General features: G+C 69.7%; 15 protein-coding genes and 3 rRNA genes. 2 read left to right on the forward strand and 16 right to left on the reverse strand.

Annotated elements, in window-relative coordinates; all coding sequences use genetic code 11:
• Nucleotides 1-90: 90 nt before the first annotated feature.
• The 10 genes from AC0VX0_RS07195 to AC0VX0_RS07240 all read right to left on the reverse strand — a co-directional run bounded on the left by AC0VX0_RS07195 (nucleotide 91) and on the right by AC0VX0_RS07240 (nucleotide 15,974).
• Complete coding sequence (locus AC0VX0_RS07195; protein ID WP_475451455.1) at nucleotides 91-933, reverse strand: TlyA family RNA methyltransferase; 843 nt, start codon at nucleotides 931-933, stop codon at nucleotides 91-93.
• Complete coding sequence (locus tag AC0VX0_RS07200) at nucleotides 926-1,756, reverse strand: HAD-IIA family hydrolase (RefSeq protein ID WP_078025588.1); 831 nt, start codon at nucleotides 1,754-1,756, stop codon at nucleotides 926-928. Before AC0VX0_RS07200 ends, AC0VX0_RS07195 begins: the two co-directional genes overlap by 8 nt.
• Nucleotides 1,753-2,976, reverse strand: coding sequence for a hypothetical protein (locus AC0VX0_RS07205; RefSeq protein ID WP_136940160.1), 1,224 nt, complete (start codon nucleotides 2,974-2,976; stop codon nucleotides 1,753-1,755). The genes AC0VX0_RS07200 and AC0VX0_RS07205 overlap by 4 nt, the downstream gene beginning before the upstream one ends.
• A gap of 196 nt (nucleotides 2,977-3,172) precedes the next feature.
• Nucleotides 3,173-3,289, reverse strand: a 5S ribosomal RNA gene (rrf, locus tag AC0VX0_RS07210).
• Between the two features lie 191 nt (nucleotides 3,290-3,480).
• A 23S ribosomal RNA gene (locus tag AC0VX0_RS07215) occupies nucleotides 3,481-6,572 on the reverse strand.
• A gap of 439 nt (nucleotides 6,573-7,011) precedes the next feature.
• Nucleotides 7,012-8,534: ribosomal RNA gene (locus tag AC0VX0_RS07220) — 16S ribosomal RNA — on the reverse strand.
• Together the 16S, 23S and 5S rRNA genes form the textbook arrangement of a ribosomal RNA operon.
• A 782-nt stretch (nucleotides 8,535-9,316) precedes the next feature.
• The gene (gene tyrS, locus AC0VX0_RS07225) at nucleotides 9,317-10,660 is read right to left on the reverse strand and encodes a tyrosine--tRNA ligase (RefSeq protein WP_078025586.1); all 1,344 of its coding nucleotides are present in this window, start codon (nucleotides 10,658-10,660) and stop codon (nucleotides 9,317-9,319) included.
• Nucleotides 10,661-10,729: 69 nt separating this feature from the next.
• Nucleotides 10,730-13,018, reverse strand: a complete 2,289-nt coding sequence (locus tag AC0VX0_RS07230; protein ID WP_063190211.1) for a HelD family protein — start codon at nucleotides 13,016-13,018, stop codon at nucleotides 10,730-10,732.
• 168 nt (nucleotides 13,019-13,186) lie between these two features.
• The gene (gene argH / locus AC0VX0_RS07235; protein WP_063190210.1) at nucleotides 13,187-14,647 is read right to left on the reverse strand and encodes an argininosuccinate lyase; all 1,461 of its coding nucleotides are present in this window, start codon (nucleotides 14,645-14,647) and stop codon (nucleotides 13,187-13,189) included.
• 85 nt (nucleotides 14,648-14,732) lie between these two features.
• On the reverse strand, nucleotides 14,733-15,974 hold the full coding sequence (locus tag AC0VX0_RS07240) for an argininosuccinate synthase (protein ID WP_063190209.1): 1,242 nt from the start codon (nucleotides 15,972-15,974) through the stop codon (nucleotides 14,733-14,735).
• A gap of 623 nt (nucleotides 15,975-16,597) precedes the next feature.
• On the opposite strand from AC0VX0_RS07240, the gene rpf reads away from it, so the two are divergent.
• Entirely contained in the window at nucleotides 16,598-17,557 is a 960-nt protein-coding gene (gene rpf / locus AC0VX0_RS07245) for a resuscitation-promoting factor Rpf (RefSeq protein WP_078025584.1), read from the forward strand.
• Between the two features lie 114 nt (nucleotides 17,558-17,671).
• Here the strand turns inward: rpf and argR are convergent, their stop codons facing one another.
• The 6 genes from argR to argC are packed head-to-tail and all read right to left on the reverse strand — an operon-like array spanning nucleotide 17,672 to nucleotide 23,594.
• On the reverse strand, nucleotides 17,672-18,160 hold the full coding sequence (gene argR, locus AC0VX0_RS07250; protein ID WP_049147960.1) for an arginine repressor: 489 nt from the start codon (nucleotides 18,158-18,160) through the stop codon (nucleotides 17,672-17,674).
• Nucleotides 18,160-19,119, reverse strand: a complete 960-nt coding sequence (argF, locus tag AC0VX0_RS07255) for an ornithine carbamoyltransferase (protein WP_049147959.1) — start codon at nucleotides 19,117-19,119, stop codon at nucleotides 18,160-18,162. Before argF ends, argR begins: the two co-directional genes overlap by 1 nt.
• Nucleotides 19,116-20,402, reverse strand: a complete 1,287-nt coding sequence (locus tag AC0VX0_RS07260) for an acetylornithine transaminase (protein WP_257746789.1) — start codon at nucleotides 20,400-20,402, stop codon at nucleotides 19,116-19,118. Before AC0VX0_RS07260 ends, argF begins: the two co-directional genes overlap by 4 nt.
• Nucleotides 20,399-21,385, reverse strand: a complete 987-nt coding sequence (gene argB / locus AC0VX0_RS07265) for an acetylglutamate kinase (protein ID WP_169577793.1) — start codon at nucleotides 21,383-21,385, stop codon at nucleotides 20,399-20,401. Before argB ends, AC0VX0_RS07260 begins: the two co-directional genes overlap by 4 nt.
• An 11-nt stretch (nucleotides 21,386-21,396) precedes the next feature.
• On the reverse strand, nucleotides 21,397-22,557 hold the full coding sequence (argJ, locus tag AC0VX0_RS07270; RefSeq protein ID WP_036337499.1) for a bifunctional glutamate N-acetyltransferase/amino-acid acetyltransferase ArgJ: 1,161 nt from the start codon (nucleotides 22,555-22,557) through the stop codon (nucleotides 21,397-21,399).
• The gene (gene argC, locus AC0VX0_RS07275; protein ID WP_036337497.1) at nucleotides 22,554-23,594 is read right to left on the reverse strand and encodes an N-acetyl-gamma-glutamyl-phosphate reductase; all 1,041 of its coding nucleotides are present in this window, start codon (nucleotides 23,592-23,594) and stop codon (nucleotides 22,554-22,556) included. Before argC ends, argJ begins: the two co-directional genes overlap by 4 nt.
• Before the next feature lie 101 nt (nucleotides 23,595-23,695).
• Here argC and AC0VX0_RS07280 point away from each other — a divergent pair, with 101 nt between their 5' ends.
• Nucleotides 23,696-24,697, forward strand: coding sequence for a quinone oxidoreductase family protein (locus AC0VX0_RS07280; protein ID WP_036337495.1), 1,002 nt, complete (start codon nucleotides 23,696-23,698; stop codon nucleotides 24,695-24,697).
• The last annotated feature ends 43 nt before the right edge of the window (nucleotides 24,698-24,740 follow it).

A 24,740-nucleotide genomic window follows, 5' to 3' on the forward strand; every position in this document is an offset into this window, starting at 1 on the left:
CCGGGCACTGCGCTCCAGGATAGCCACGAGACCGGACACGCGAACCGGTGGCCCCGCGCCCGTGGACGGGCGGTGTCCCCCGGTCGGGGGTCAGGACCAGTCGATGTGGGCGCCCCGGACCCACCCGGCGGCGCGCTCGCCGGCGGGCGGGGCCGGGCTCGTCCCGCCTGCCGGGTTGTCGGCCGCGGTGGCGTCGGGACGGCGGAGCCGCAGGAAGAACTCGGCGTTCCCGTCCTGTCCGGCCAGGCCGGATCGGGCGAGGCCGCGCGGTGCGAGGCCGGCGCCCAGCGCGGCCGCGGTCACACCCACGACGGCGTGGCGGCGGGCGTCGGGATCGGTCACGACACCGGAGCGCGGCAGGGCGCGCCGCCCGACCTCGAACTGGGGCTTGACCATGAGCAGTAGCTCGGCGCCGGGTCGGCACACGCTCGCGAGCGGGGCGAGGACGAGGCGCAGCGAGATGAAGGACAGGTCGGAGACCACCAGGTCCACCGGACCGTCGATGTCCTCGGCCGTGAGGTCGCGGATGTTGAGCCCCTCGCGCACGAGGACGCGGGGGTTGGCCCGGACGGGCGGGGCCAGCTGGTTGTGGCCCACGTCGACGGCGGCCACCCGTTCGGCGCCCCGCTCGAGGAGGACCTGGGTGAATCCGCCGGTGGAGGCCCCGGCGTCGAGCGCTCGGCGGCCGGCCACGCCCACGTCCGGGAATGCCTCGAGTGCGCTGACGAGCTTGTGGGCCGCACGGGAGACGTACCGCGGGCCCGGGTCGCGCAGGCGCAGGGTGGCGTCGGCGGCCACGCGGTCGGCGGGCCGGCGCACCGGGCGGCCGTCGAGGAGCACCTGTCCCGCGCGGATGAGCGCCGCGCCCTCCGTGCGGGAGCGTGCCAGGCCCCGAGCGGCCAGGGCGACGTCGGCGCGTGCGGTCTCAGCCACGCCGTGGGTCCGCGGAGGCCTCGGCCCCGCCGGCGAGCAGAGCGGGCAGGTGCGCACGGACCCACGTCGGCCGGTCTGGCCCGGGGGCGGCGGCCGCGGTCTCGCGCGTGTCGATGCCGGTCAGGACGAGCACCGTGTCGAACCCCGCCGCGTTGCCGCCGCGGATGTCCGTGTCCAGGCGGTCGCCGACCACGAGGGGACGGGCCAGGCCGAGGGCGTCGGCCGCCGTCCGGAACAGTCGTGGCTCGGGCTTGCCCGCCGCGACGGGCGCGGTGCCGGTGGCCCGGCCCACCGCCTCGACGAGGGCCCCGTTGCCGGGGGCGATCCCCTCCGCGCGCGGGATCGAGGTGTCCAGGTTGGTGGCGACCCAGGTGGCCCCGGCGCGCACGGCGTACGCGGCCTCCGCCAGATCGGCCCAGCCGAGACCGGGGTCGAAGCCCTGGATCACCGCGTCGGGACACTGCGCCGCGGACGCGACCACCTCGTAGCCCCGCTCCTCGACCACGGCGCGCAGGTACGCCGAGCCGACCACGAGCACCCGGCCGGTCCGGCGGCCGAGCGTCTCCTCGAGCAGGTCGACGCCCGCCGGTGCGGAGCCGAAGACCTGCCCCGCCTCCGCGGGCACCCCGAGCGTGCGGAGATGCTCGGCCACGGACTCCGGCGCGCGAGAGGCGTTGTTCGTCACGAACCCGACCGGCACGCCGCGTTCCTGCAGCGTCGACAGCGTCTCGACCGCCCCGGCGATCGCACCGTCTCCGGCGTACACGACGCCGTCCAGGTCGCACAGCAGCCCGTCGTGACCGTCGAAGAACGTGGTGCTCACCGCTCGTCTGCCTCCGGGGCCTCGAGGTCGTCGAACAGCGACAGCTGGTTCGGGTCGACCTCGTCCGGCGTGTCGACGGCGGCCGGCGGCTCCGCGACGGCCTCTTGTCGGGGCACCAAGGTCGGCTCCGCGGCGGCCTCCGGCTCCTCGGCCGGGGATCCGTCCGCCGTCGGCTCCGCACCGGCCTCGGCCGCATACCGCTCGTGGCGCCGTTCGCGGGGGGACGGGCGGCGGTTCCGGGGGTCCTCGACCGGCTCGGTGTCCACGTCGATGATCTCTGGGTCCGCGAACCCGCCCACGCCGAGGGCCTTCTCCGCGACGCGCACGGCACGCGCCCACAGCCGAGCCTCGTCGCGGCGCCCCAGGGCGAGCAGCACGTCGGCCTGGCGCTGGAACAGCCGGGGAGAGAAGGGGTAGCCGCGCCGACGGTCCAGTTCCGGGATCTGCAGGGCCTCATGGGCACCCTGGAGGTCGCCGGCGTCCTCGCGGATGCCGGAGACGACCATGGCCAGCTCGGCCCGCGCCGCGCGGTCCAGACGCGAGGCATCCACCTCGGCGGCCAGCTGCAGGGCCTTCTCCGTGCGGCCGAGGGCACGCTCGCTGTCCACCTGCGCGGCGATGTGGGTGTCGTCGCCCGTCATGCGCCGGTAGGTGCGGAACTCGCGCAACGCGTCGGCGTACTCCCCCGCCGCGTAGGCGGTGAGCGCGACGGCCTCGCGCACGCGTGACAGGCGGCCGCCCTTGCGGGACGCGGCGAGGGCGTGCTGGAACGCCAGCGTCGGGTCGACGTCCAGGTAGCGACCGGCCATCACCAGGTGCTTGGCGACCCAGCTGGCAGCACGCTCGTCAAGGCCGTTGATCTCCTTGAGCGTGCCGCGGTCGAGCTCCTTGCCCGTCACGTCCGGGTCGATGTCCGGGGAGCGCTCCTGGTCCGCACGATTCGCCGCTCGGAGGTCACCGGGATTGTGCGCGGGTCGTTCGGCGCGGTCCTCGCGACGAGGGCCCGTCGGCGCACCGCGGCGCTCGGGCCGCCCGCCATCCTGGCCCGGGCCGCGCCGCCGGTCCTCGTGAGGCCCGCCGGAGCGGCGCCGGTCACCGGCACCGCTGCGAGGACGTCCGTCGCGGTCACCGCCACGACGCCGGCCATCACCGCCACCACGGGGCCCGCGGCCCTCGGATCCGCGGTCCTCGCGGCGCTCTCGGGGGGTGTCCTCAGCCATGGTGTCCTTCCTGGGCGTCACGCCGCGATGATCCGCGGGAACGCAGTCTCTGTTCCTCATGCGCCGGCCTCACGGCCGGGTCCTCAGGAGACCAGGCTAGTGCCCGGAGCCTGTGGCGGACCGTCCTCTCGGAGAAACAGTCCAGAAATGCGGGAAGGGCCTCGCACCAACAGTGCGAGGCCCTCCCTCAAAAAATGTCCGGCGGCGACCTACTCTCCCACAACCTCCCGGTTGCAGTACCATCGGCGCTGTGGGCCTTAGCTTCCGGGTTCGGAATGGAACCGGGCGTTTCCCCCACGCTATGACCGCCGTAACCCTAACCCCACACCACCACCCTCAACACGGGCAACAGCAGGGAAACCTACGGGTCACACAACAGTGACACTATTCAACTGAAACACCCCAACCATCCACCAACACATGGACAGCCGGTTGCAATCAGACAACCGCACAGTGGACGCGAACACCAACCCATCACCTTGAAGCAAGCAATGGAATAAGAGTGTGTGTAAGTCATCGGCCTATTAGTACTGGTCAGCTTCACGAGTCTTCAGTCCTCGCTTCCACATCCAGCCTATCAACCCAGTGTTCTAGCTGGGGGCCTCACACCCTCAAAGGGGCAAGGAAATCTCATCTCGAAGCCGGCTTCCCGCTTAGATGCTTTCAGCGGTTATCCATCCCGAACGTAGCTAATCAGCCATGCACCTGGCGGTACAACTGACATACCAGAGGTTCGTCCGTCCCGGTCCTCTCGTACTAAGGACAGACCTTCTCAAATTTCCAACGCGCGCAGAGGATAGGGACCGAACTGTCTCACGACGTTCTGAACCCAGCTCGCGTACCGCTTTAATGGGCGAACAGCCCAACCCTTGGGACCTACTCCAGCCCCAGGATGCGACGAGCCGACATCGAGGTGCCAAACCATGCCGTCGATATGGACTCTTGGGCAAGATCAGCCTGTTATCCCCGAGGTACCTTTTATCCGTTGAGCGACGGCCGTTCCACAACGAGCCGCCGGATCACTAGTCCCGACTTTCGTCCCTGCTCGAGCTGCCACTCTCACAGTCAAGCTCCCTTGTGCACTTGCACTCGACACCTGATTGCCAACCAGGCTGAGGGAACCTTTGGGCGCCTCCGTTACATTTTAGGAGGCAACCGCCCCAGTTAAACTACCCATCAGGCACTGTCCCTGACCCGGATCACGGGCCGAAGTTAGATATCCAGAGTGACCAGAGTGGTATTTCAACGGCGACTCCACGAACACTGGCGTGCCCGCTTCACAGTCTCCCACCTATCCTACACAAGTCACACCGAATACCAATACCAAACTATAGTAAAGGTCACGGGGTCTTTCCGTCCTTCTGCGCGTAACGAGCATCTTTACTCGTAATGCAATTTCGCCGAGTTCATGGTTGAGACAGCGGGGAAGTCGTTACTCCATTCGTGCAGGTCGGAACTTACCCGACAAGGAATTTCGCTACCTTAGGATGGTTATAGTTACCACCGCCGTTTACTGGGGCTTAAGTTCTCCGCTTCGCCGAAGCTAACGGGTCCCCTTAACCTTCCAGCACCGGGCAGGAGTCAGTCCATATACATCGTCTTACGACTTCGCATGGACCTGTGTTTTTGATAAACAGTCGCTTCCCCCTGGTCTCTGCGGCCCCGATCCCCTCACACCAGCACGTGGTGCTCAAGGTTGGGGCCCCCCTTCTCCCGAAGTTACGGGGGCATTTTGCCGAGTTCCTTAACCATGATTCTCTCGATCGCCTTAGTATTCTCTACCTGACCACCTGTGTCGGTTTAGGGTACGGGCAGTTTGAACCTCGCGCCGATGCTTTTCTAGGCAGCATAGGATCACCGGATCACCCACCATGTGGGCGCCCATCAGGTCTCAGGCATACAGCCGGCGGATTTACCTACCGGCAGCCCTACACCCTTAGACCAGGTCATTTCCATTGCCCGGCCCGGCTACCTTCCTGCGTCACACCTGTTAATGCGCTTGCCTCCCCGGTTCAGGTCCCGCGCTCCCCATCACCGACCCCGTCAAAGACGGGGTTCGGGATGGTTCGGGCGGTTAGTATCACCGGCTCAACATGGACGGTTCTTCACTGGTACGGGAATATCAACCCGTTGTCCATCGACTACGCCTGTCGGCCTCGCCTTAGGTCCCGACTTACCCAGGGCAGATTAGCTTGACCCTGGAACCCTTAGTCATCCGGCGGACGGGTTTCTCACCCGTCTTTCGCTACTCATGCCTGCATTCTCACTCGTCCACAATCCACCAGAAGTTACCCGCTGGCTTCACCTCGTGAACGACGCTCCCCTACCCATCCAGCAAAACTGAATGCCACGGTTTCGGCGGTGTACTTGAGCCCCGCTACATTGTCGGCGCGGAATCACTTGACCAGTGAGCTATTACGCACTCTTTCAAGGGTGGCTGCTTCTAAGCCAACCTCCTGGTTGTCTCAGCAACTCCACATCCTTTCCCACTTAGCACACGCTTAGGGGCCTTAACCGGTGGTCTGGGCTGTTTCCCTCTCGACTATGAAGCTTATCCCCCACAGTCTCACTGCCACGCTCTCACTTCCCGGCATTCGGAGTTTGGCTGAAGTCAGTAACCTTGTAGGGCCCATCGTCCATCCAGTAGCTCTACCTCCGGGAAGAAACACGTGACGCTGCACCTAAATGCATTTCGGGGAGAACCAGCTATCACGGAGTTTGATTGGCCTTTCACCCCTACCCACAGCTCATCCCCTCCATTTTCAACTGAAGTGGGTTCGGTCCTCCACGCGCTCTTACACGCGCTTCAACCTGGCCATGGGTAGATCACTCCGCTTCGGGTCTAGGACACGCGACTCAATCGCCCTATTCAGACTCGCTTTCGCTACGGCTTCCCCACACGGGTTAACCTCGCCACGTATCACTAACTCGCAGGCTCATTCTTCAAAAGGCACGCTGTCACCCCACAAGAAGGCTCCAACGGTTTGTAGGCACATGGTTTCAGGTACTATTTCACTCCCCTCCCGGGGTACTTTTCACCATTCCCTCACGGTACTGATCCGCTATCGGTCAACAGGTAGTATTCAGGCTTACCAGGTGGTCCTGGCAGATTCACACGGGATTCCTCGGGCCCCGTGCTACTCGGGCAACCCTCCAACAGCGGCGGAACACATTTCGACTACGGGACTCTCACCCTCTACGGTCCAGCATCCACACTGGTTCGTCTATATGCCCGCACCTCACTGCGCCATGCCGGCAGACATGACAAGGAGGGGCCCACAACACCGCACATGCAACCCCTGCCGGGTATCACACACATACGGTTTAGCCCCATCCGCGTTCGCTCGCCACTACTAACGGAATCACTTTTGTTTTCTCTTCCTGTGGGTACTGAGATGTTTCACTTCCCCACGTTCCCTCCACCCGGTCTATGTGTTCAACCGGGGGTCACACGACACGTCGTGCGGGGTTTCCCCATTCGGAAATCCTGGTCTCAACGTCCGGTTATCGACTCCACCAGGCTTATCGCAGATTCCCACGTCCTTCTTCGGCTCCTGTTGCCAAGGCATCCACCATGCGCCCTTGGAAACTTTCACACACAATGAAAGTCCTCAAATGAGCAATATCTAACTAAGATGTCATTCTCGGCATCACCACACCTCTCACACCACCCCAGGGGGAACAGTGCGATCAACGATGCAGCAACAAAAAAAATAAGATGCTCGCGTCCACTATGCAGTTCTCAAACAACAACCCACACCCCATCCACCAACCCACAAGGCCAGCTTCACAAGATACGGAGACCAGAAACAACAACCCCAACCCTCACAGATCAGGGTGCCTGCTGTTCCAGGACCCAACAGTGTGCCAACACCAGCTCGCAGCCACCAACACCACCCATTCCAACCACACCCGCAAAGGCATGACGTACTCGAGCACTGCCGGCACCACCACTGGCACCATTCATTGATGTTCCACCCATGAGCAACCCGCCATCACACACGCGGTGATGCAACGGGCACTAATGCTCCTTAGAAAGGAGGTGATCCAGCCGCACCTTCCGGTACGGCTACCTTGTTACGACTTAGTCCCAATCGCTGGTCCCACCTTCGACGGCTCCCCCCACAAGGGTTAGGCCACCGGCTTCGGGTGTTACCAACTTTCGTGACTTGACGGGCGGTGTGTACAAGGCCCGGGAACGTATTCACCGCAGCGTTGCTGATCTGCGATTACTAGCGACTCCGACTTCATGGGGTCGAGTTGCAGACCCCAATCCGAACTGAGACCGGCTTTTTGGGATTAGCTCCACCTCACAGTATCGCAACCCATTGTACCGGCCATTGTAGCATGCGTGAAGCCCAAGACATAAGGGGCATGATGATTTGACGTCGTCCTCACCTTCCTCCGAGTTGACCCCGGCAGTCTCCCATGAGTCCCCACCATTACGTGCTGGCAACATGGAACGAGGGTTGCGCTCGTTGCGGGACTTAACCCAACATCTCACGACACGAGCTGACGACAACCATGCACCACCTGTGAACCCGCCCCAAAGGGGAAACCGTATCTCTACGGCGATCGAGAACATGTCAAGCCTTGGTAAGGTTCTTCGCGTTGCATCGAATTAATCCGCATGCTCCGCCGCTTGTGCGGGCCCCCGTCAATTCCTTTGAGTTTTAGCCTTGCGGCCGTACTCCCCAGGCGGGGCACTTAATGCGTTAGCTGCGGCGCGGAAACCGTGGAATGGTCCCCACACCTAGTGCCCAACGTTTACGGCATGGACTACCAGGGTATCTAATCCTGTTCGCTCCCCATGCTTTCGCTCCTCAGCGTCAGTTACAGCCCAGAGACCTGCCTTCGCCATCGGTGTTCCTCCTGATATCTGCGCATTCCACCGCTACACCAGGAATTCCAGTCTCCCCTACTGCACTCTAGTCTGCCCGTACCCACCGCAGATCCGGGGTTAAGCCCCGGACTTTCACGACAGACGCGACAAACCGCCTACGAGCTCTTTACGCCCAATAATTCCGGATAACGCTCGCACCCTACGTATTACCGCGGCTGCTGGCACGTAGTTAGCCGGTGCTTCTTCTGCAGGTACCGTCACTTTCGCTTCTTCCCTACTGAAAGAGGTTTACAACCCGAAGGCCGTCATCCCTCACGCGGCGTCGCTGCATCAGGCTTTCGCCCATTGTGCAATATTCCCCACTGCTGCCTCCCGTAGGAGTCTGGGCCGTGTCTCAGTCCCAGTGTGGCCGGTCACCCTCTCAGGCCGGCTACCCGTCGTCGCCTTGGTGAGCCATTACCTCACCAACAAGCTGATAGGCCGCGAGTCCATCCAAAACCGATAAATCTTTCCAACACCCACCATGCGGTAGGCGCTCCTATCCGGTATTAGACCTAGTTTCCCAGGCTTATCCCAGAGTTAAGGGCAGGTTACTCACGTGTTACTCACCCGTTCGCCACTAATCCACCCAGCAAGCTGAGCTTCATCGTTCGACTTGCATGTGTTAAGCACGCCGCCAGCGTTCATCCTGAGCCAGGATCAAACTCTCCGTAAAAAAATTACAGAACAACACCGTGGCAGCCGGAAATAACCACCACGACATCCATTCAATACCTAGCAGACCATCACCACACCACGGGGGTGGCAGGCGATGATCAACCAATATGTGTTAAAACAATTGGCATCAACAAACTTGGCACACTATTGAGTTCTCAAACAACAGGCGCTTCCAGCTTCAGCGACCCGCTCCGCGGGCCGTTTCGCTCTGGAGCAACTTCTCCATCCTAGACCATCCGTTTCGACCGTGTCAACTCCGTGTCCGAAGCATTCACCGTCCGTTCACATGGTCGGGCTAGAAAACCTTACCACATGATCCGACCATGTCAACTCCGCTCAACGCGGTGTCAGACACTCACCGGACCATCCACGTGGAAGGCCTTGAAAAGCTTACCACATGATTCCCGGCTGTCAAACCAGATCATCTTCTTCAGGAATCCCGACCCGCATCACTGCCGGCCGCGCACCCGGTGAGCACCACCCGCCCTGGACCTGCCATTCTCAGCATGAATCCGCGGATTCTGTGTTCTTCACCCCGCCTCCCGGTCACCCGGTCGGCGTCTTGAGCACGAGATGGAACTCTACACACGAATCCCACCGAACACAAAATCAGGGGTGACACCCGGCGTCCGGGCACGAAGGAGGGCCCCGTTCTCCGCAGAATCCTGCGGAGAACGGGGCCCGGTGCTCCTCCCGTGGGCGGTTCCTCCGCCGTCGCCGCCCGTCGTGTCCTCGGTCACTTCTGGCGACCCGGTGGACACCGGTGGTCTGCGGCCGTGGTCAGGCCTCCCCCAGGTCCGCACCCGCCATGTTCTTCTTGCCCCGGCGCACCAGCAGGTGCCGGCCGGCGAGGGCGTCGTCTCGGGTGAACACCTGGTCGGCATCCGTCACCCGCACGTTGTTCACCGACGCGCCGCCGTCGCGCACCGTCCGACGCGCCTCGGAGCGCGAGGCGACCAGCCCGGTGGAGACCAGCAGCTCGACCGCGGTCACGGTGCCCGGCTCCCCCTCCCACTGGGTCCGGTCGGCCTGCGGCAGCTCGGCCAGCACGGCGGTCAGCGTGTCCGGGTCCACCGTGGTGAGGTCGCCGCCTCCGAACACCGCCTGGGAGGCCTCGATGACCTTCGTCGTCGTCTCCTCTCCGTGGGCCAGCGCCGTGACCTCCCACGCCAGGCGCCTCTGGGCTTCCCGGCGGAACGGCTCGTCGGCCACCTTCTGCGCGTACTCCTCGATCTCCGCGCGGGTCAGGAACGTGAAGACCTTGAGCCGGTCGACGACGTCCGCGTCCGCCGTGTTGAGCCAGAACTGGTAGAAGGCGTACGGGGAGCACATCTCCGCGTCGAGCCAGACGGCGTTGCCCTCGGACTTGCCGAACTTGGTGCCGTCCGCGTTCGTGATCAGCGGCGTGCCCAGCGCATGGGCGTGGGTCCCCTCCACCTTGCGGATCAGCTCGGTGCCGGCGGTGAGGTTGCCCCACTGGTCGGAGCCGCCGGTCTGGAGGGTCACGCCGTGCCGGCGGTGCAGCTCGAGGAAGTCGTTGCCCTGCAGCACCTGGTAGGAGAACTCCGTGTAGGAGATGCCCTCATCAGAGTTCAGGCGCTTGGCCACGATCTCCTTCTTCACCATCGTGCCGACGCGGAAGTTCTTGCCGACGTCCCGCAGGAAGTCCAGCGCGCTCATGCCCGCGGTCCAGTCCAGGTTGTTGACCATGGTCGCCGCGTTCTCCCCCTCGAAGGAGAGGTACGGCTCGATCTGCGCGCGCAGCGACTCCACCCACGCCGCCACGGTCTCCTGCGAGTTCAGGACGCGCTCCGAGGTCTGCCGCGGGTCGCCGATGAGGCCGGTGGCGCCGCCCACGAGGGCATACGGGCGGTGGCCGGCGAGCTGCAGGCGGCGCAGTGTGAGCAGCTGGACCAGGTGTCCCAGGTGGAGAGACGGAGCGGTCGGGTCGAAGCCGCAGTAATACGAGACGGGCTCCCCGGCCAGCGCCTGTTCCAGCGCGGCCTCGTCCGTCGAGACGTGCACGAGCCCGCGCCAGCGCAGCTCCTGCCAGACGTTCTCGAAGCTCGGGTCGTTCGCCTGTGCGCGCAGTCGGGCCGCGCGCTCCTCGTTCTGGGGTGCCATAGCCCCCAGCCTAGCGACGCGCCCGCGCGCCTCCGCGACGCCGTGCACGTGCGACGTCGCCCGCGGGGCTCACTCCGGGACGTCCGCCAGCCCGGCCGGCAGCGCGGCCGCGTCCGTCCCGGCGACGACGGACAGCGACTGGGTGGCGCGGGTCATCGCCACGTACAGATCGCCCACCACGCCGCGCGCGTCGGCCACGATCCGCTCGGGCGAGACGAGCACGACGGTGTCGAACTCCAGCCCCTTGGTCTCCCACGGGGTGGCGACGACGATCTCGACGCCGGGCAGCGGCGCGGTGTCCACGGCCGCCTCCCCCCACCGCTCCCGGAGGGCCGTGAGCAGCTCCCCCGTCCGCTCGGCGGGGGCGATCACGGCGGTCAGGGCCTCGGGCACGCGGTCCCGCTCGACCTCGACCGCGTCGAGGGCCAGGGCCGCGACGTCCCCGCCCGGCTCCGTCACCAGGCGCGGGCGGTGGTCGCCCTCGCGCACGGCGCGCGGATGGGAGACCTCGAGCCCGGCCGCCCGTGCGACCTGCGCGGCCCAGCGCATCACGCGCGCGGGCGAGCGGTAGTTCACGGTCAGCTCTTCCAGGCGCCAGCGGTCCCCGAACTCCGGGGCGAGGACGGACGCCCACGAGCCGGCCGCGTCACGACGGGAGGACTGCGCGATGTCCCCCACGATGGTGAACGACTTCATCGGGCAGCGGCGCGCCAGCAGGCGCCACTGCATCGGAGAGAGCTCCTGAGCCTCGTCCACCACCACGTGCCCGTACGTCCAGGTGCGGTCGTGGGCGGCGGTCTCAGCGGTGGTCCGTCGCACCCCGCGTGCCTCATTGGCCGCGGCCAGCTGCTCGGCGTCCACGACGCCGTCGACGCCCAGGTCCGCGAGCGTCTGGTGCATGTTCTCCAGGGACGCCCTGGCGTTCTCGAGGTTGCGCTCGTGCTGGGCCGCGAACTCACCGCCCCGGCCCGGGGTCTCGAGGCGTCCGAGCAGCTCGGCCGCCTCGTCCAGCAGGGGCACGTCGGCCTCGGTCCAGGGGGCGTCGGCCGGCCGCAGGAGCGTGCCGACCTCGGCGTCGGAGAGCCACGGGGCCGCCGCCCGGAGCAGGTCCTCCCGGGTGAGGAGGTCGCCGATGAGCTTCTCCGGCGTCAGCGGCATCCAGCAGAGGTTGAGCGCGATGCGCACGTCGCGCGAGGTGCGCACGTCCTCCAGCAGGAGGTCACGCTGCACCGGGGCGCCCGAGGACTTCTCCAGCTTCTTGCGCAGCTTCTCCGCGAGCTCGCGGACGAGGATCTTCACGAACGTCACCCGGGCCTCGTTGTGGGGCTTGCGGGTGGCCCGTGCCTTGTCCCGGGCGCGCCGGACCATGGCCGGCTTGAGCTTGACGGCCGTGCCGTCGATCATCAGGCGCCGCGGCTCGACGAGCAGGCGCTGGCGCTGCGCGACCGCGTGGGCGACGGCGTCCACCATGTCCAGCCGGCCCTTCACCGCCGCCGCGTCGAGGTCCCGCTCCGGGACGGCCCGCACGCCCGGCATCAGCGTCCCCAGCGAGGACATCACGACACCCGTCTCGCCCAGCGAGGGCAGCACCCGCTCGATGTACCGCATGAACGCGGTCGAGGGGCCGACGATCAGCACGCCCGAGCGGGCGAGGCGCTCCCGGTGGGTGTACAGCAGGTAGGCGGCGCGGTGCAGGGCGACGGCGGTCTTCCCCGTGCCGGGCCCGCCCTGCACCACGACCGCCCCGGGCAGGGGCGCGCGGATCACCTCGTCCTGCTCCGCCTGGATCGTGGCGACGATGTCCCCCATCCGTCCCGTGCGTCGGGCGGTGACGGCGGCCAGCAGCGCACCCTGGGCATCGGCGCGCACGCCGTCCTCGCCCAGCAGCGTCGGGTCCAGGATGTCGTCCTCGAGGTCGCGCACCTCGCGCCCCCGCAGCATCAGGTGACGACGACGGCGCACGCGGCCCCGGTGGGCCGCCGTCGCCTGGTAGAAGGCGCCGGCCTCGGCCGCGCGCCAGTCGACGAGGAGGCGCTCGTGGTCCTCGGTGGTGAGGCCGATGCGCCCGATGTACCGCTGCTCGTCGGCCCCACCCTCCCGCTCGGCGTCGAGGTCGAGCCGGCCGAAGACGAGGCGGTCGTCCACGGCGTAGAGCTGGGCGAGTCGGTCCTCGTAGAGGCTGGCGAAGGCGTCGCGCTCGGAGTGGTTCTGCAGCGACCCCTGCGGGCCGGTCCGGCGCACGGCCGCGAGCTGGCGCTCCTTCTCCTCACGCAGGGCGTCGAGGCGGGCGTACCGCTCGGCGACCCGACCCCGCTCGAGGTCGAGCTCGGACTGGCGGACGGACACGGTATCGGTCATCGGGGGCCCTCGCGGTGCGGTGAGAGGCGGACCACGCTGCGGCCCGCCCGGCGGAAAAGTGACCACCCATGCTACGCCGACCGCGGTGAACGGCGGGTGACGCGGCGGTGCCCTGCCGGGCACCGCCGCGTCCGGCCCGGCCGACGCCGACTCGACCGGGCGACCGCGTCAGCGGGCGTCGACGACGGAGCCCGGCGTGTCGGCCCAGCGGCGCAGCGGTTCCAGGGCGTCCTCGAGCGCCCCGATCTGCGCCGCGACGGCCGTCGGCGCGGTCCCGCCCTGGGCGTCGCGAGAGGCGAGCGAGCCCTCCGTGCTGAGCACCTCGCGGACCTGCGGGGTCAGCGCCGGCGAGATGGCCGCGTACTCATCGTCCGTGAGGTCCCACAGCTCCACGCCCCGGGCCTCGGCCGCCTTCACGGCCTCGCCGGACAGCTCGTGGGCCTCGCGGAACGGGACCCCCTGGCGGACGAGCCACTCGGCGACGTCGGTGGCCAGCGCGAAGCCCTGCGGGGCCAGCTCCGCCATGCGCTCCGTCTGGAACTCGAGGGTGGCGATCATCCCGGAGACGGCGGGCAGCAGCAGCTCGAGGGTGTCCGCGGCGTCGAAGACGGGCTCCTTGTCCTCCTGCAGGTCGCGGTTGTAGGCCAGCGGCATGCCCTTGAGCGTGGCCAGCAGCCCCGTGAGGTCGCCGATGAGGCGGCCGGACTTGCCGCGGGCCAGCTCGGCGACGTCCGGGTTCTTCTTCTGCGGCATGATCGAGGACCCTGTGGAGTACGCGTCGTGCAGCGTCACGAAGCCCGCCTCCTTGGTGGCCCAGAAGATGACCTCCTCCGAGATGCGGGACAGGTCGACGCCGACCATCGCGGCGACCCACGCGAACTCCGCGTACACGTCGCGGGCGGCGGTGCCGTCGATCGAGTTCCACACGGCCGACTCGAAGCCGAGCTCGGTGGCCACGGCGTTCGGGTCCAGACCCAGGGAGGAGCCTGCCAGGGCCCCGGAGCCGTACGGCGAGACGGCCGCGCGCGCGTCCCAGTCCACGAGCCGCTGCAGGTCCCGCGCGAACGCCCAGGCGTGCGCGAGCAGGTGGTGCGAGAGCAGGACGGGCTGCGCGTGCTGCAGGTGGGTGCGGCCCGGCATCGGCGCGTGCGGGTGCGCCCGCGCCTGATCGAGCAGCGCGTCCACCGTGGCGATCACGCCCCGCGCGATGATGCGGGCGTGGTCGCGCAGGAACATCCGGCCGAGGGTGGCGACCTGGTCGTTGCGGGATCGGCCGGCCCGCAGGCGGCCGCCGAGCTCGGGACCGGCCCGCTCGATGAGGCCGCGCTCGAGCGAGCCGTGCACGTCCTCATCGGACGCCGCCGGGGTGTAGGCACCGGAACGCACGTCCGCCTCGAGACGGTCGAGGGCCGCGATCATCCCGTCCAGGTCGTCCGCACTGAGCAGACCGGCGGTGTGCAGCACCCGGGCGTGGGCACGGGAACCCGCGATGTCATAGGGCGCCAGGCGCCAGTCGAAGTGCGTTGACTTGCTGAGCGCGGCGAGCGCCTCGGAAGGGCCGCCGGCGAAGCGGCCGCCCCACAGGGCGCCCTCGTTGGTCCCGTGGCGGGCATCGGTGTTCTCGGTCATCGAAGGTCTCCTCGAGGTCGGTGACAGGCCGACGGCGGCCGGCCCGGTCGCGGGCGGGCCGCCGTCGTGCACGGGGCGTGCGGGGTCAGTCGTTGGACAGGCGGGCGACGTCCTGGAGGTCGTCGCTGCCGCGCAGGCGCTGCTCGCGCTCGGAGGCCGTCTTCGCGGACAGGCCGAAGATGTCGATGAACCCGCGGGCCGAGGACTGGTCGAACGAGTCGCCCTCGTCGTACGTGGCGAGGTTGAAGTCGTACAGGCCGGTCTCGGACCGGCGACCCTGCACCGTGGCGCGGCCGCCGTGGAGCTCCAGGCGGATCTCACCGTTGACGTGCTCCTGGGTCGCGTCGATGAACGTGTCCAGGTTCCGCTTCAGCGGGGAGTACCACTGGCCGTCGTAGACCAGCTCGGTCCACCGCTGGTCCACATGCTTCTTGAAGCGCGCCTGTTCACGCTCCAGGGTGACGTTCTCGAGCTCACGGTGGGCCGCGATCAGCGCCATGGCCCCCGGTGCCTCGTAGATCTCGCGGGACTTGATGCCCACGAGGCGGTCCTCGACGATGTCGATCCGGCCCACGCCCTGGGCACCGGCCCGGCGGTTGAGCTCCTCGATGATCTCCAGCGGGCTCAGCGCGCGGCCGTCGAGGGCCGTGGGGACGCCGCGCTCGAAGGCGATCGTGACCACGTCCGGCGCCGGCGGGAAGGCGGGGTCGTCCGTGTAGTCGTAGACGTCCTTCGTGGGGCCGTTCCAGATGTCCTCGAGGAAGCCGGTCTCGACGGCGCGGCCCCACACGTTCTGGTCGATCGAGAACGGGTTCTTCTTGGTGGTGACGATCGGCAGGTCGTTGCGCTGGGCGTACTCGATGGCCTTCTCACGGGTCAGGGCGAGGTCGCGCACCGGGGCGATGCACTTCAGGTCGGGCCCGAGGGTCTGAATGGAGACCTCGAAGCGGACCTGGTCGTTGCCCTTGCCGGTGCAGCCGTGCGCCACCGTCGAGGCGCCGAACTGGCGGGCCGCCGCGACCAGGTGGCGGGAGATCACCGGGCGCGAGATCGCGGAGACCAGCGGGTAGGCGTCCATGTAGAGGGCGTTGGCCTTGAGCGTGGGCATGCAGTACTGCTCGGCGAACTCGTCACGCGCGTCGGCGACGTAGGCCTCGACGGCGCCGCAGTCCAGGGCGCGCTGGCGGATCGTCTCGAGGGACTCGCCCCCCTGGCCCACGTCGACCGCGACGGCGACGACCTCGGCGCCCGTGGCCTCGGCGATCCAGCCGATGGCCACCGAGGTGTCCAGGCCGCCCGAGTAGGCAAGGATGATGCGTTCCTTCACGTTTTCTCCTCTTTATATAGGGGGGGTCTCCCAGCGCGGCACGTGGCCGTCGGAGGCGTGCTCGGTGGCGATCCTACCCGGATCTTGAATAAATATGCAACTGACGGAATATCAGCTCCCGATGGCCCCTGTGCAGCCCCTCTGCGCCGACAGCGACGGCCACGGGCGACCATCGCTCCGCCCTCGAATCCCGGGTCGAACGCGACTCAGGTCACGGCCTCGGCCGTCGATCGTGACCTTCGCCCATGCCCCTGTGACGGAGGTTGTCCACACCGGCGGATCAGACACCATGACAGCAAATCCGACCAGTAGCGTGCATTTCATCCACGCGCCCACGACTCTAGGGATCGATTCGTCACCCGTTCTCAAATTTCAGACAGACGGGCAAGAATCCGTCGACCCATGATTTGACGCGAGGGGGGCTCCCGTCGTTGACTCTTCCGTAGCCGATTCGTGATCGAACCGTGATCTGACCGAGAGGTCGGGGACGGGGAGGCCACGACATCGAACCCCCTCCGACGGTCGCCCGCTGCTGGGTCGTCTCGAACCGACGGAGGGCATGACCCGACCAAGGAGAAGGACGACCCCGGTGCGCCTCGGCCGCCGATCAGCGAGGACTCGCCATGGACACCATGACTCTCTTCACCACTTCCGCCACCCGCTCCCGCCGTGCCACCGCCTCGATCGTCGCGGGCATGACCCTCGCCGGCGCCGCCGCCGTGGGCTTCTCCGCCCCGGCCCAGGCCGCCACCGTGGACACCTGGGACCGCCTCGCCGAGTGCGAGTCCAGCGGCACCTGGGACATCAACACCGGCAACGGCTTCTACGGCGGCGTGCAGTTCACCCTGTCCTCCTGGCAGGCCGTCGGCGGCGAGGGCTACCCGCATCAGGCCTCGAAGGCCGAGCAGATCAAGCGCGCCGAGATCCTCCAGGACCTGCAGGGCTGGGGCGCCTGGCCGCTGTGCTCGCAGAAGCTGGGCCTGACCCAGGCTGACGCGGACGCCGGCGACGTGGACGCCGCCCCGGTCGCCGTGGAGCGCACCGCCACCGTGCAGCGCCAGTCCGCCGCGGACGAGACTGCTGCCGACCAGGCTGCGGCTGAGCAGGCTGCTGCCGACCAGGCCGCGGCTGAGCAGGCTGCTGCCGACCAGGCCGCGGCCGAGCGCTGGGCCGCCAAGCAGGCTGCTGCCGACCAGGCCGCCGCCGAGCGCTGGGCCGCCAAGCAGGCTGCTGCCGAGCAGGCCGCCGCCGACAAGGCTGCCGCCCAGCGTGCCGCCGCCGCGGAGAAGGCTGCCGCTCAGAAGGCCGCTGCCGCTGAGAAGGCCGCCGCTCAGAAGGCTGCCGCCGCGGAGAAGGCCGCCGCTCAGAAGGCTGCCGCCGCGGAGCAGGCCGCTGCCGCGGAGCAGGCCGTCGTCGCCGAGGCCGAGACCATCGTCGTCAAGTCCGGTGACTCCCTCTGGAAGCTCGCCAACGAGTACGAGGTGGAGGGTGGCTGGACCGCCCTCTACGAGGCCAACAAGGGCGCCGTCTCCGACGCCGCCGTGATCTACGTCGGCCAGGAGCTCGTCCTGCCGCAGGCCTGAGACGCCTGACCGGTCCCCCGGACCGGTACCACACGAGGAAGGCCCCCGCCGTCGGCGGGGGCCTTCCTCGTGCCTGGTGCCCGTCACCCGCGCGGGCGGGGCCGGACGGGTCGGTTAGCCCGCCAGACCCAGCAGGTGGGCCGCGACGGCCGGGGCGGACGTGGTCCCCGTGGTGATGAGGAGGATGGTGTCGTCGCCGGCGATCGTGCCCATCACGTGCTCCACGCGCGCCTGGTCGATCACGCTGGCCAGGAACTGCGCCGCACCCGGGGGCGTGCGCAGGACCACGAGGTTCGCCGTGGGCTCGGCGGAGACGAGCAGCTCGCGGGCCATGCTCGCCAGCCGGTTCAGCTGCGCGTCCGAACCGCGGCCCGGCACGGCGCCGTCGTCGCCCTCCGCCGGCAGGGCGTAGACCATGCCGGCCGGCCCGCGCGTCCGCACCGCGCCGAGGTCCACCAGGTCCCGCGAGAGCGTGCCCTGGGTGACGGACAGCCCGCGATCGCCCAGGGCGTCCGAGAGTTCGGCCTGGGAGCGGATGCCCCGGGTGGCCAGGATTTCCCGGATCGCGGCCTGACGGGCGATCTTCGTCGTGGGGGCGGCCATCAGCGCGGCTCCTCGGCCAGGCCGGAGCGGTACAGCAGCCAGGCGATGAGCGCCTTCTGCGCGTGCAGGCGGTTCTCGGCCTCGTCGAACACCACGGACCGCGGCCCGTCGATCACCTCGGCCGTGACTTCGTAGCCCCGGTACGCGGGCAGGCAGTGCAGGAAGATCGCATCGTCGGCCGCCCGCGCCATCGCGGCGGCGTCCACCTGGTAGTCGCGGAACAGCGCCAGGCGGGCCTCCTTCTCCTCCTCCTGGCCCATGGACACCCACGTGTCGGTCACGACGACGTCCGCGCCCGCCAGGGCCTCCACCGCGTCCGTCGTGACGAGGACGGAACCGCCCGTCTCCGCCGCCCGCTGTCGGGCAGCGGCCACGACGTCCTCGGCAGGCAGGTGCCCCTCGGGTCCGGCGACCCGCACGTGCATGCCGGCCGTCGCGCAGCCGAGCAGGTACGAGTGGGCCATGTTGTTCGCCGCGTCCCCCAGATACGCCAGAGTGCGGCCCGCCGTGCCGTCGAGGTGCTCGCGCACCGTCAGCAGGTCGGCGAGGATCTGACAGGGGTGGTAGTCGTCGCTGAGCGCATTGACCACGGGCACCGAGGAATGGGCGGCCATCTCCTCGAGGCCGGCCTGGGCGAACGTGCGCCAGACGATGACGCCGACCATCCGCTCCAGCACGCGGGCCGTGTCGGCCACGGACTCCTTGTGGCCCAGCTGCGACTCCCCCGGGTTCACGATCAGCGGCGTCCCGCCGAGCTCGGCGATGCCGGCCGCGAACGAGACGCGGGTGCGCGTGGAGGTCTTGTCGAAGAACACGATGCCGGTCCGGGGCCCGGCCAGCGGGCGGTGCCGGAACCGGTCGGCCTTCATCTGCGCGGCGAGGTCGAGCACCTCGGCCTGCTCGGCCGGGGTGAGGTCCGTGTCCACCAGGAAGTGGCGGACGGCGGCAGCGGGGGTCATGGGCGGTCTCCTTCGGCGGGGGTCAGGGCGGCGGCCACGAGCCCGGGCAGGGCCGCGGCGAAGCGCTCGAGCTCGGCCACGGGCACGGTCAGCGGCGGGGCCAGGCGCAGGGTGGAGGGGCCGGTGGCGTTGAGGATCCAGCCCGCCTCGAGGCCGGCGGCGACGACGGCGGGGGCCAGCCCGCCGGCCGGGGCCGGTCCCGCGGGGTCGGCCAGGTCGACGCCGATCCACAGGCCGTGACCGCGGACCGCGGCCACCTCGGGCAGGTCCTCCAGCAGGGCGGCCACGGCCTCGCCCGCGGCGCGGACGTGGCCGAGCAGGCCCTCGTCCTCGACGGTCTGGAGCACGGCCAGGCCCGCGGCGGTGGCCAGGGGGTTGCCGCCGAACGTGGTGCCGTGCTGGCCGGCGGTGAGCAGCCCGGAGACGGCGGGGCCGACGCACACGAGCGCCCCGATCGGCACGCCGCCGCCCAGTCCCTTCGCCAGGGTGAAGGCGTCGGGCACCACCGGCTCTGCCGCACCGGTGACGGCCGGGTTCTGGAAGCCGAACCACGTGCCGGTGCGGCCCACGCCGGACTGCACCTCGTCGAGGATCATCAGGGCGCCGGCCTCGCGGGTCGCGGCCCGCACCTCGGCCAGGTAGCCGGCCGGCCAGCCGTGCACGCCGGCCTCGCCCTGGACCGGCTCGAGGATGACGGCGGCGACGGTGGCGCCGTCGTCGTCCGGGGCCAGGGCCGCCCGCAGGGCTGCGGCGTCCCCGCCCGGCACGTGCTCCACGCCGCCGGGCAGCGGCTCGAAGGGCGCCCGGTAGGCCTCCTTGTGCGTGAGCGCGAGGGCGCCCATCGTGCGGCCGTGGAAGGCCCGCTCGAGCGCGATCACCCGCGTCCGGCGGCCGGACGGGTCGTCCGCACCGTGGCGGCGGGCGAGCTTGAACGCGGCCTCGTTGGCCTCCGTGCCGGAGTTCGCGAAGAACACGGTGGAGCCCGCGGGCGCGCCGGCCAGCTCCAGCAGGCGCTCGGCCAGGCGGATCTGCGGCTCGGAGGTGAAGAGGTTGGACACGTGGCCGAGCGTGGCGACCTGCTCGGACACCGCCCGCACCAGCGCCGGGTGGCCGTGGCCGAGCGCGTTCACGGCGATGCCGGCCAGCAGGTCCGTGTAGCGCCGGCCGTCGGTGTCCCACACGTGGACCCCCTCGCCGCGCACGAGCACGCGGGCGGGGCGGCCGAAGACTCCGGTCAGGGCGGCGTGGTAGCGCTCCAGCAGCGCGGACTGGTCGGTGCTCATGCGTCCTCCTCGGGGGTGGTCGGGGCGGTGGGTTCGGCGTCGGGCACCACCTGGGTGCCGACGCCCGCGGAGGTGAAGACCTCCAGCAGCATCGAGTGGGGGCGGCGGCCGTCCACGACGTGGGCGCGCTGCACGCCGGCGTCGACGGCCGCCAGGCACGCGGCCATCTTCGGGATCATCCCGGAGGCCAGGGAGGGCAGCAGCGCACGCAGCTGGGCGGCGGTGAGCGAGCTGATGAGGGAGTCCCGGTCCGGCCAGTCCGCGTAGAGGCCCTCGACGTCGGTGAGCAGCACGAGCTTCGCGGCGCCGAGGGCGGCGGCCAGGGCCGCGGCGGCGGTGTCCGCATTGACGTTGAGGACCTGCCCGGTGGGCTCGCCGTCGTCGTCGATCTCGGGGGCGACCGACGAGACCACGGGGATCCGCCCGGACTCGATCACGTCGAGGATCGCGGTCGGGTCGACGCCGGTGACCTCCCCCACGAGGCCGAGGTCCACCTCCTGCCCGTCCACGACGGCGCCCGTGCGGCGGGCGCGCAGCAGCCCCGCGTCCTCGCCGGAGAAGCCGACGGCGTACGGGCCGTGGGAGTTCACGAGGCCGACCAGCTCGCGGCCCACCTGTCCCGTGAGCACCATGCGGACCACGTCCATGGCCTCCTCGGTGGTCACGCGCAGGCCGCCGCGGAACTCGGACGCGATGCCGAGGCGGTCGAGCATCGCGTTGATCTGCGGGCCGCCGCCGTGCACCACCACGGGGTGGACCCCCACGTGGTGCAGGAACACGATGTCCTCGGCGAACGCCCGGCGCAGCTCCTCCGACACCATGGCGTTGCCGCCGTACTTGACGACCATGACGGTTCCGGCGAACCGCCGGATCCAGGGCAGGGCCTCGACGAGGACCTCCGCCTTGGACTCGGCGCGGTCGAGCCGGTCCGCGGTGGACAGGACGGGTGCGGCCGCCGTGGCCGGGTCGGTGTGCGGGCTCATGCGGGGGGTCCTCACGTGGAGTAGGCGGAGTTCTCGTGGACGTAGTCGTGCGTCAGGTCGTTGGTCCAGACCGTGGCCTCGGCGTCGCCGGCGTGCAGGTCGACCTCGACGAGCACCTCGCGGGCCGTCAGGTCCACGCGGGAGCGGTCCTCCCCCACACCGGAGGCACGGCACACCTGGACGCCGTTGAAGCGCACGTCGAGGGCGTACGGGTCGAAGGCGGCGACCGACTCCGGGACCGTGCCGACGGCGGCGATCACGCGTCCCCAGTTCGGGTCCTGGCCGAAGATCGCGGTCTTGAACAGGTTGGAGCGGCCGACGGCGCGCGCGACGGCCTCGGCCGCCTCCTCGGTCTCGGCGTGGACCACGCGCACGGCGATGTCGTGCCGGGCGCCCTCGGCGTCGGCGACGAGCTGGCGGGACAGGTCCGCGCAGACCTCGTGGAGGGCCGCGGCGAACGCCGCGGGCTCGGGCGCGGTCCCGGACGCGCCCGAGGCCAGCAGGATCACGGTGTCGTTGGTGGACATGCACCCGTCCGAGTCGACCCGGTTGAAGGTGGCGCGCACGGCCTCGCGCAGGGCCGCGTCGAGGGCGGGTGCGGGGACGTCGGCGTCCGTGGTGATGACGCTGAGCATGGTGGCCATGCCGGGCGCCAGCATGCCCGCACCCTTGGCCATGCCGCCCACGATGAAGCCCTCGCCGCGGGCCACGGCGGTCTTGGCCACGGTGTCCGTGGTCTTGATCGCGACGGCGGCGTCCTCGCCGCCGTCCGGACTGAGGGCGGCGACCGCCTCGGACACGCCCGCGGTGAGCGTGTCCATCGGCAGGCGTTCGCCGATGAGGCCGGTCGAGCAGACGAGCACGTCGTCGGCGGAGGTCCCGAGGGCCGCGGCCGCGTGCTCGGCGGTGCGACGGGCGTCCTCGAGGCCCTCGGCGCCGGTGGCCGCGTTGGCCCCGCCGGAGTTCAGGACGACCGCGGTCGCGCGACCGTCCCGCACGGCGCGGCGGGTCCAGACCACGGGGGCGGCCGCCACCCGGTTCTCGGTGAGGACGGCGGCGGCCGCGTCGCGCGGGCCCTCGTTGACGACGACGGCGACGTCGGGCGTGCCCGAGGCCTTCAGCCCCGCGGTGACGCCGGCCGCCCGGAACCCCTGTGCTGCGGTGACGCTCACGGCGCGACCCCCTGCTGCTCGAGCCCCGCCTGCTCCGGCAGGCCCAGGGCGATGTTCATGGACTGCACGGCGCCGCCGGCCGTGCCCTTGGTGAGGTTGTCGAGCGCCGCGCAGACGATCACGCGGCCGGCCCGCTCATCCACGGCGAGCTGCAGCTGCACGTGGTTGGAGCCGAGGACCGCCTTCGTGGTGGGCCACTGCCCCTCGGGGAGCAGGTGCACGAAGGGTTCACGGCCGTAGACCGAGGCCCATGCGGCGCGCACGTCCGCGGCGGCGACGCCGGGGCGCAGCCGCGCCGTGGCCGTCGCGAGGATGCCGCGCGACATCGGCGCGAGCGTGGGCGTGAAGGAGACGCGGACCGGCTCGCCGGCCGCCTGGGCCAGACCCTGCTCGATCTCCGGGGTGTGCCGGTGCCCGCCGCCGACGCCGTACGGGCGCATCCCGCCCATGACCTCGGCGCCGAGCAGATGCGGCTTCAGCGCCTTGCCCGCCCCGGAGGTGCCCGAGGCGGCGACGATCACCACGTCCCGCGGCTCGAGCAGCCCCGCGGCGAAGCCGGGCGCGAGGGCGAGGATCGAGGTGGTCGGGTAGCACCCGGGGACGGCGATGCGGCGGGTGCCGGCGAGTCGCTCGCGCTGACCGGGCAGCTCGGGCAGGCCGTAGGGCCAGGTCCCGGCGTGCGCGGTGCCGTAGAAGGCCTCCCAGTCCGCGGCGGACTCGAGGCGGTGGTCGGCGCCCGCGTCGATCACCAGGGTGTCCGGGGAGCGCTCGGCGATCTCAGCCGCGAGCGCCCCGGAGGCCCCGTGGGGCAACGCGAGGATCACGACGTCGTGGTCGGCGAGGACGTCCGCGGTGGTCTCGGCGAGGACGCGGTCCGCCAGGGCGTGCAGGTGCGGCTGAAGGGCGCCGAGGCGCTCCCCCGCGTTGGAGTGGGCCGTGATGGCTCCGACGGTGACGGACGGGTGGCCGGCGAGCAGGCGCAGGGCCTCTCCCCCGGCGTAGCCGCTGGCTCCGGAGACGGCGACGGTGTGGGTCATGGCCCCATCCTAGCGTAGATATGCGTTGCACGGAATATCTATGCGGCGCCTTGGGTCCCCGGGCCGGGCCGGATGTCCGGGCCCGCTCCTAGAGTGGGGCCATGACCACTGCGAACACCCCCGCCGTCCCCCGCACCCACCACGCCGTCGTCGTGTCCGCCACGGGCGGCCCCGAGGTCCTGCAGTGGACCGAGACGGAGGTGCCCTCCCCCGCACCGGGGCACGTGCTGGTGCGGACCGCGGCGGCGGGCCTGAACTTCATCGAGACGTACCAGCGCTCCGGGGTCTACGCGATGGACCTGCCCTTCACCCCCGGCACGGAGGGCTCCGGCGAGGTCGTCGCGCTCGGCGAGGGCGTGGACGCCGCGCTCCTGGGGGCCCGTGTCGCCACCGCGACGGCCACCGGTGCGTACGCCGAGCACTTCACCGCCCCCGCGGATCGTCTCCTCGCCGTCCCGGAGGGCATCGACCTGGCCGAGGCCGCCGCCCTTCCGCTGCAGGGCATGACGGCCCACTACCTCTGCCGGTCCACCTTCCCGGTGGAGGAGGGCCACACGGTGGTCGTGACGGCCGGTGCCGGCGGCGTGGGGCTCCTGCTCACCCAGCTCGCGACGGCCCGCGGCGCCCGCGTGGTCACCACGGCGTCCACGGAGGAGAAGCGGGAGCTGTCCCGGGGCGCGGGCGCCGTCGCCGCGGTGGACTATCCGGACCTCGCCGCCACGGTGGCGGAGCTGACCGACGGGGAGGGCGCGCACGCCGTGTTCGACGGCGTGGGGAAGGACACCTTCGACACCTCGCTCGAGGTGCTGCGCGTGCGCGGCACACTCGTGCTCTTCGGCGGGGCCTCCGGGCAGGTGCCCCCCTTCGACCTGCAGCGGCTCAACGCGGCCGGCGCGCTGTACGTCACCCGGCCCTCGCTGGTGCACTACACGCGCACGGGCGAGGAGACCCGCTGGCGTGGTGGAGAGGTGTTCGGGGCGTGGGCCTCCGGCGAGCTCGACGTACGGATCGGCGAGCGCTTCCCGCTGGCGGACGCGGCCGCCGCGCACGCCGCCCTCGAGTCCCGGTCGACGACGGGCAAGGTGCTGCTCACCCTGTCCTGAGCCGGACCCGCCCGGTGCCTTCCAGGCGCCCCGCGCGGCCGCG

The sequence above is a fragment of the Micrococcus sp. iso_26 genome, assembly GCF_056172975.1.

What these genes read in the sequence shown, in the direction of transcription:
- argC (WP_036337497.1), bottom strand. Translation starts at nt 23,594, where the DNA reads ATGACCCACACCGTCGCCGTCTCCGGAGCCAGCGGCTACGCCGGGGGA.
- AC0VX0_RS07205 (WP_136940160.1), bottom strand. Translation starts at nt 2,976, where the DNA reads ATGGCTGAGGACACCCCCCGAGAGCGCCGCGAGGACCGCGGATCCGAG.
- argB (WP_169577793.1), bottom strand. Translation starts at nt 21,385, where the DNA reads ATGAGCCCGCACACCGACCCGGCCACGGCGGCCGCACCCGTCCTGTCC.
- tyrS (WP_078025586.1), bottom strand. Translation starts at nt 10,660, where the DNA reads ATGGCACCCCAGAACGAGGAGCGCGCGGCCCGACTGCGCGCACAGGCG.
- argR (WP_049147960.1), bottom strand. Translation starts at nt 18,160, where the DNA reads ATGGCCGCCCCCACGACGAAGATCGCCCGTCAGGCCGCGATCCGGGAA.
- AC0VX0_RS07280 (WP_036337495.1), top strand. Translation starts at nt 23,696, where the DNA reads ATGACCACTGCGAACACCCCCGCCGTCCCCCGCACCCACCACGCCGTC.
- argH (WP_063190210.1), bottom strand. Translation starts at nt 14,647, where the DNA reads ATGACCGAGAACACCGATGCCCGCCACGGGACCAACGAGGGCGCCCTG.
- argF (WP_049147959.1), bottom strand. Translation starts at nt 19,119, where the DNA reads ATGACCCCCGCTGCCGCCGTCCGCCACTTCCTGGTGGACACGGACCTC.
- rpf (WP_078025584.1), top strand. Translation starts at nt 16,598, where the DNA reads ATGGACACCATGACTCTCTTCACCACTTCCGCCACCCGCTCCCGCCGT.
- AC0VX0_RS07260 (WP_257746789.1), bottom strand. Translation starts at nt 20,402, where the DNA reads ATGAGCACCGACCAGTCCGCGCTGCTGGAGCGCTACCACGCCGCCCTG.
- AC0VX0_RS07230 (WP_063190211.1), bottom strand. Translation starts at nt 13,018, where the DNA reads ATGACCGATACCGTGTCCGTCCGCCAGTCCGAGCTCGACCTCGAGCGG.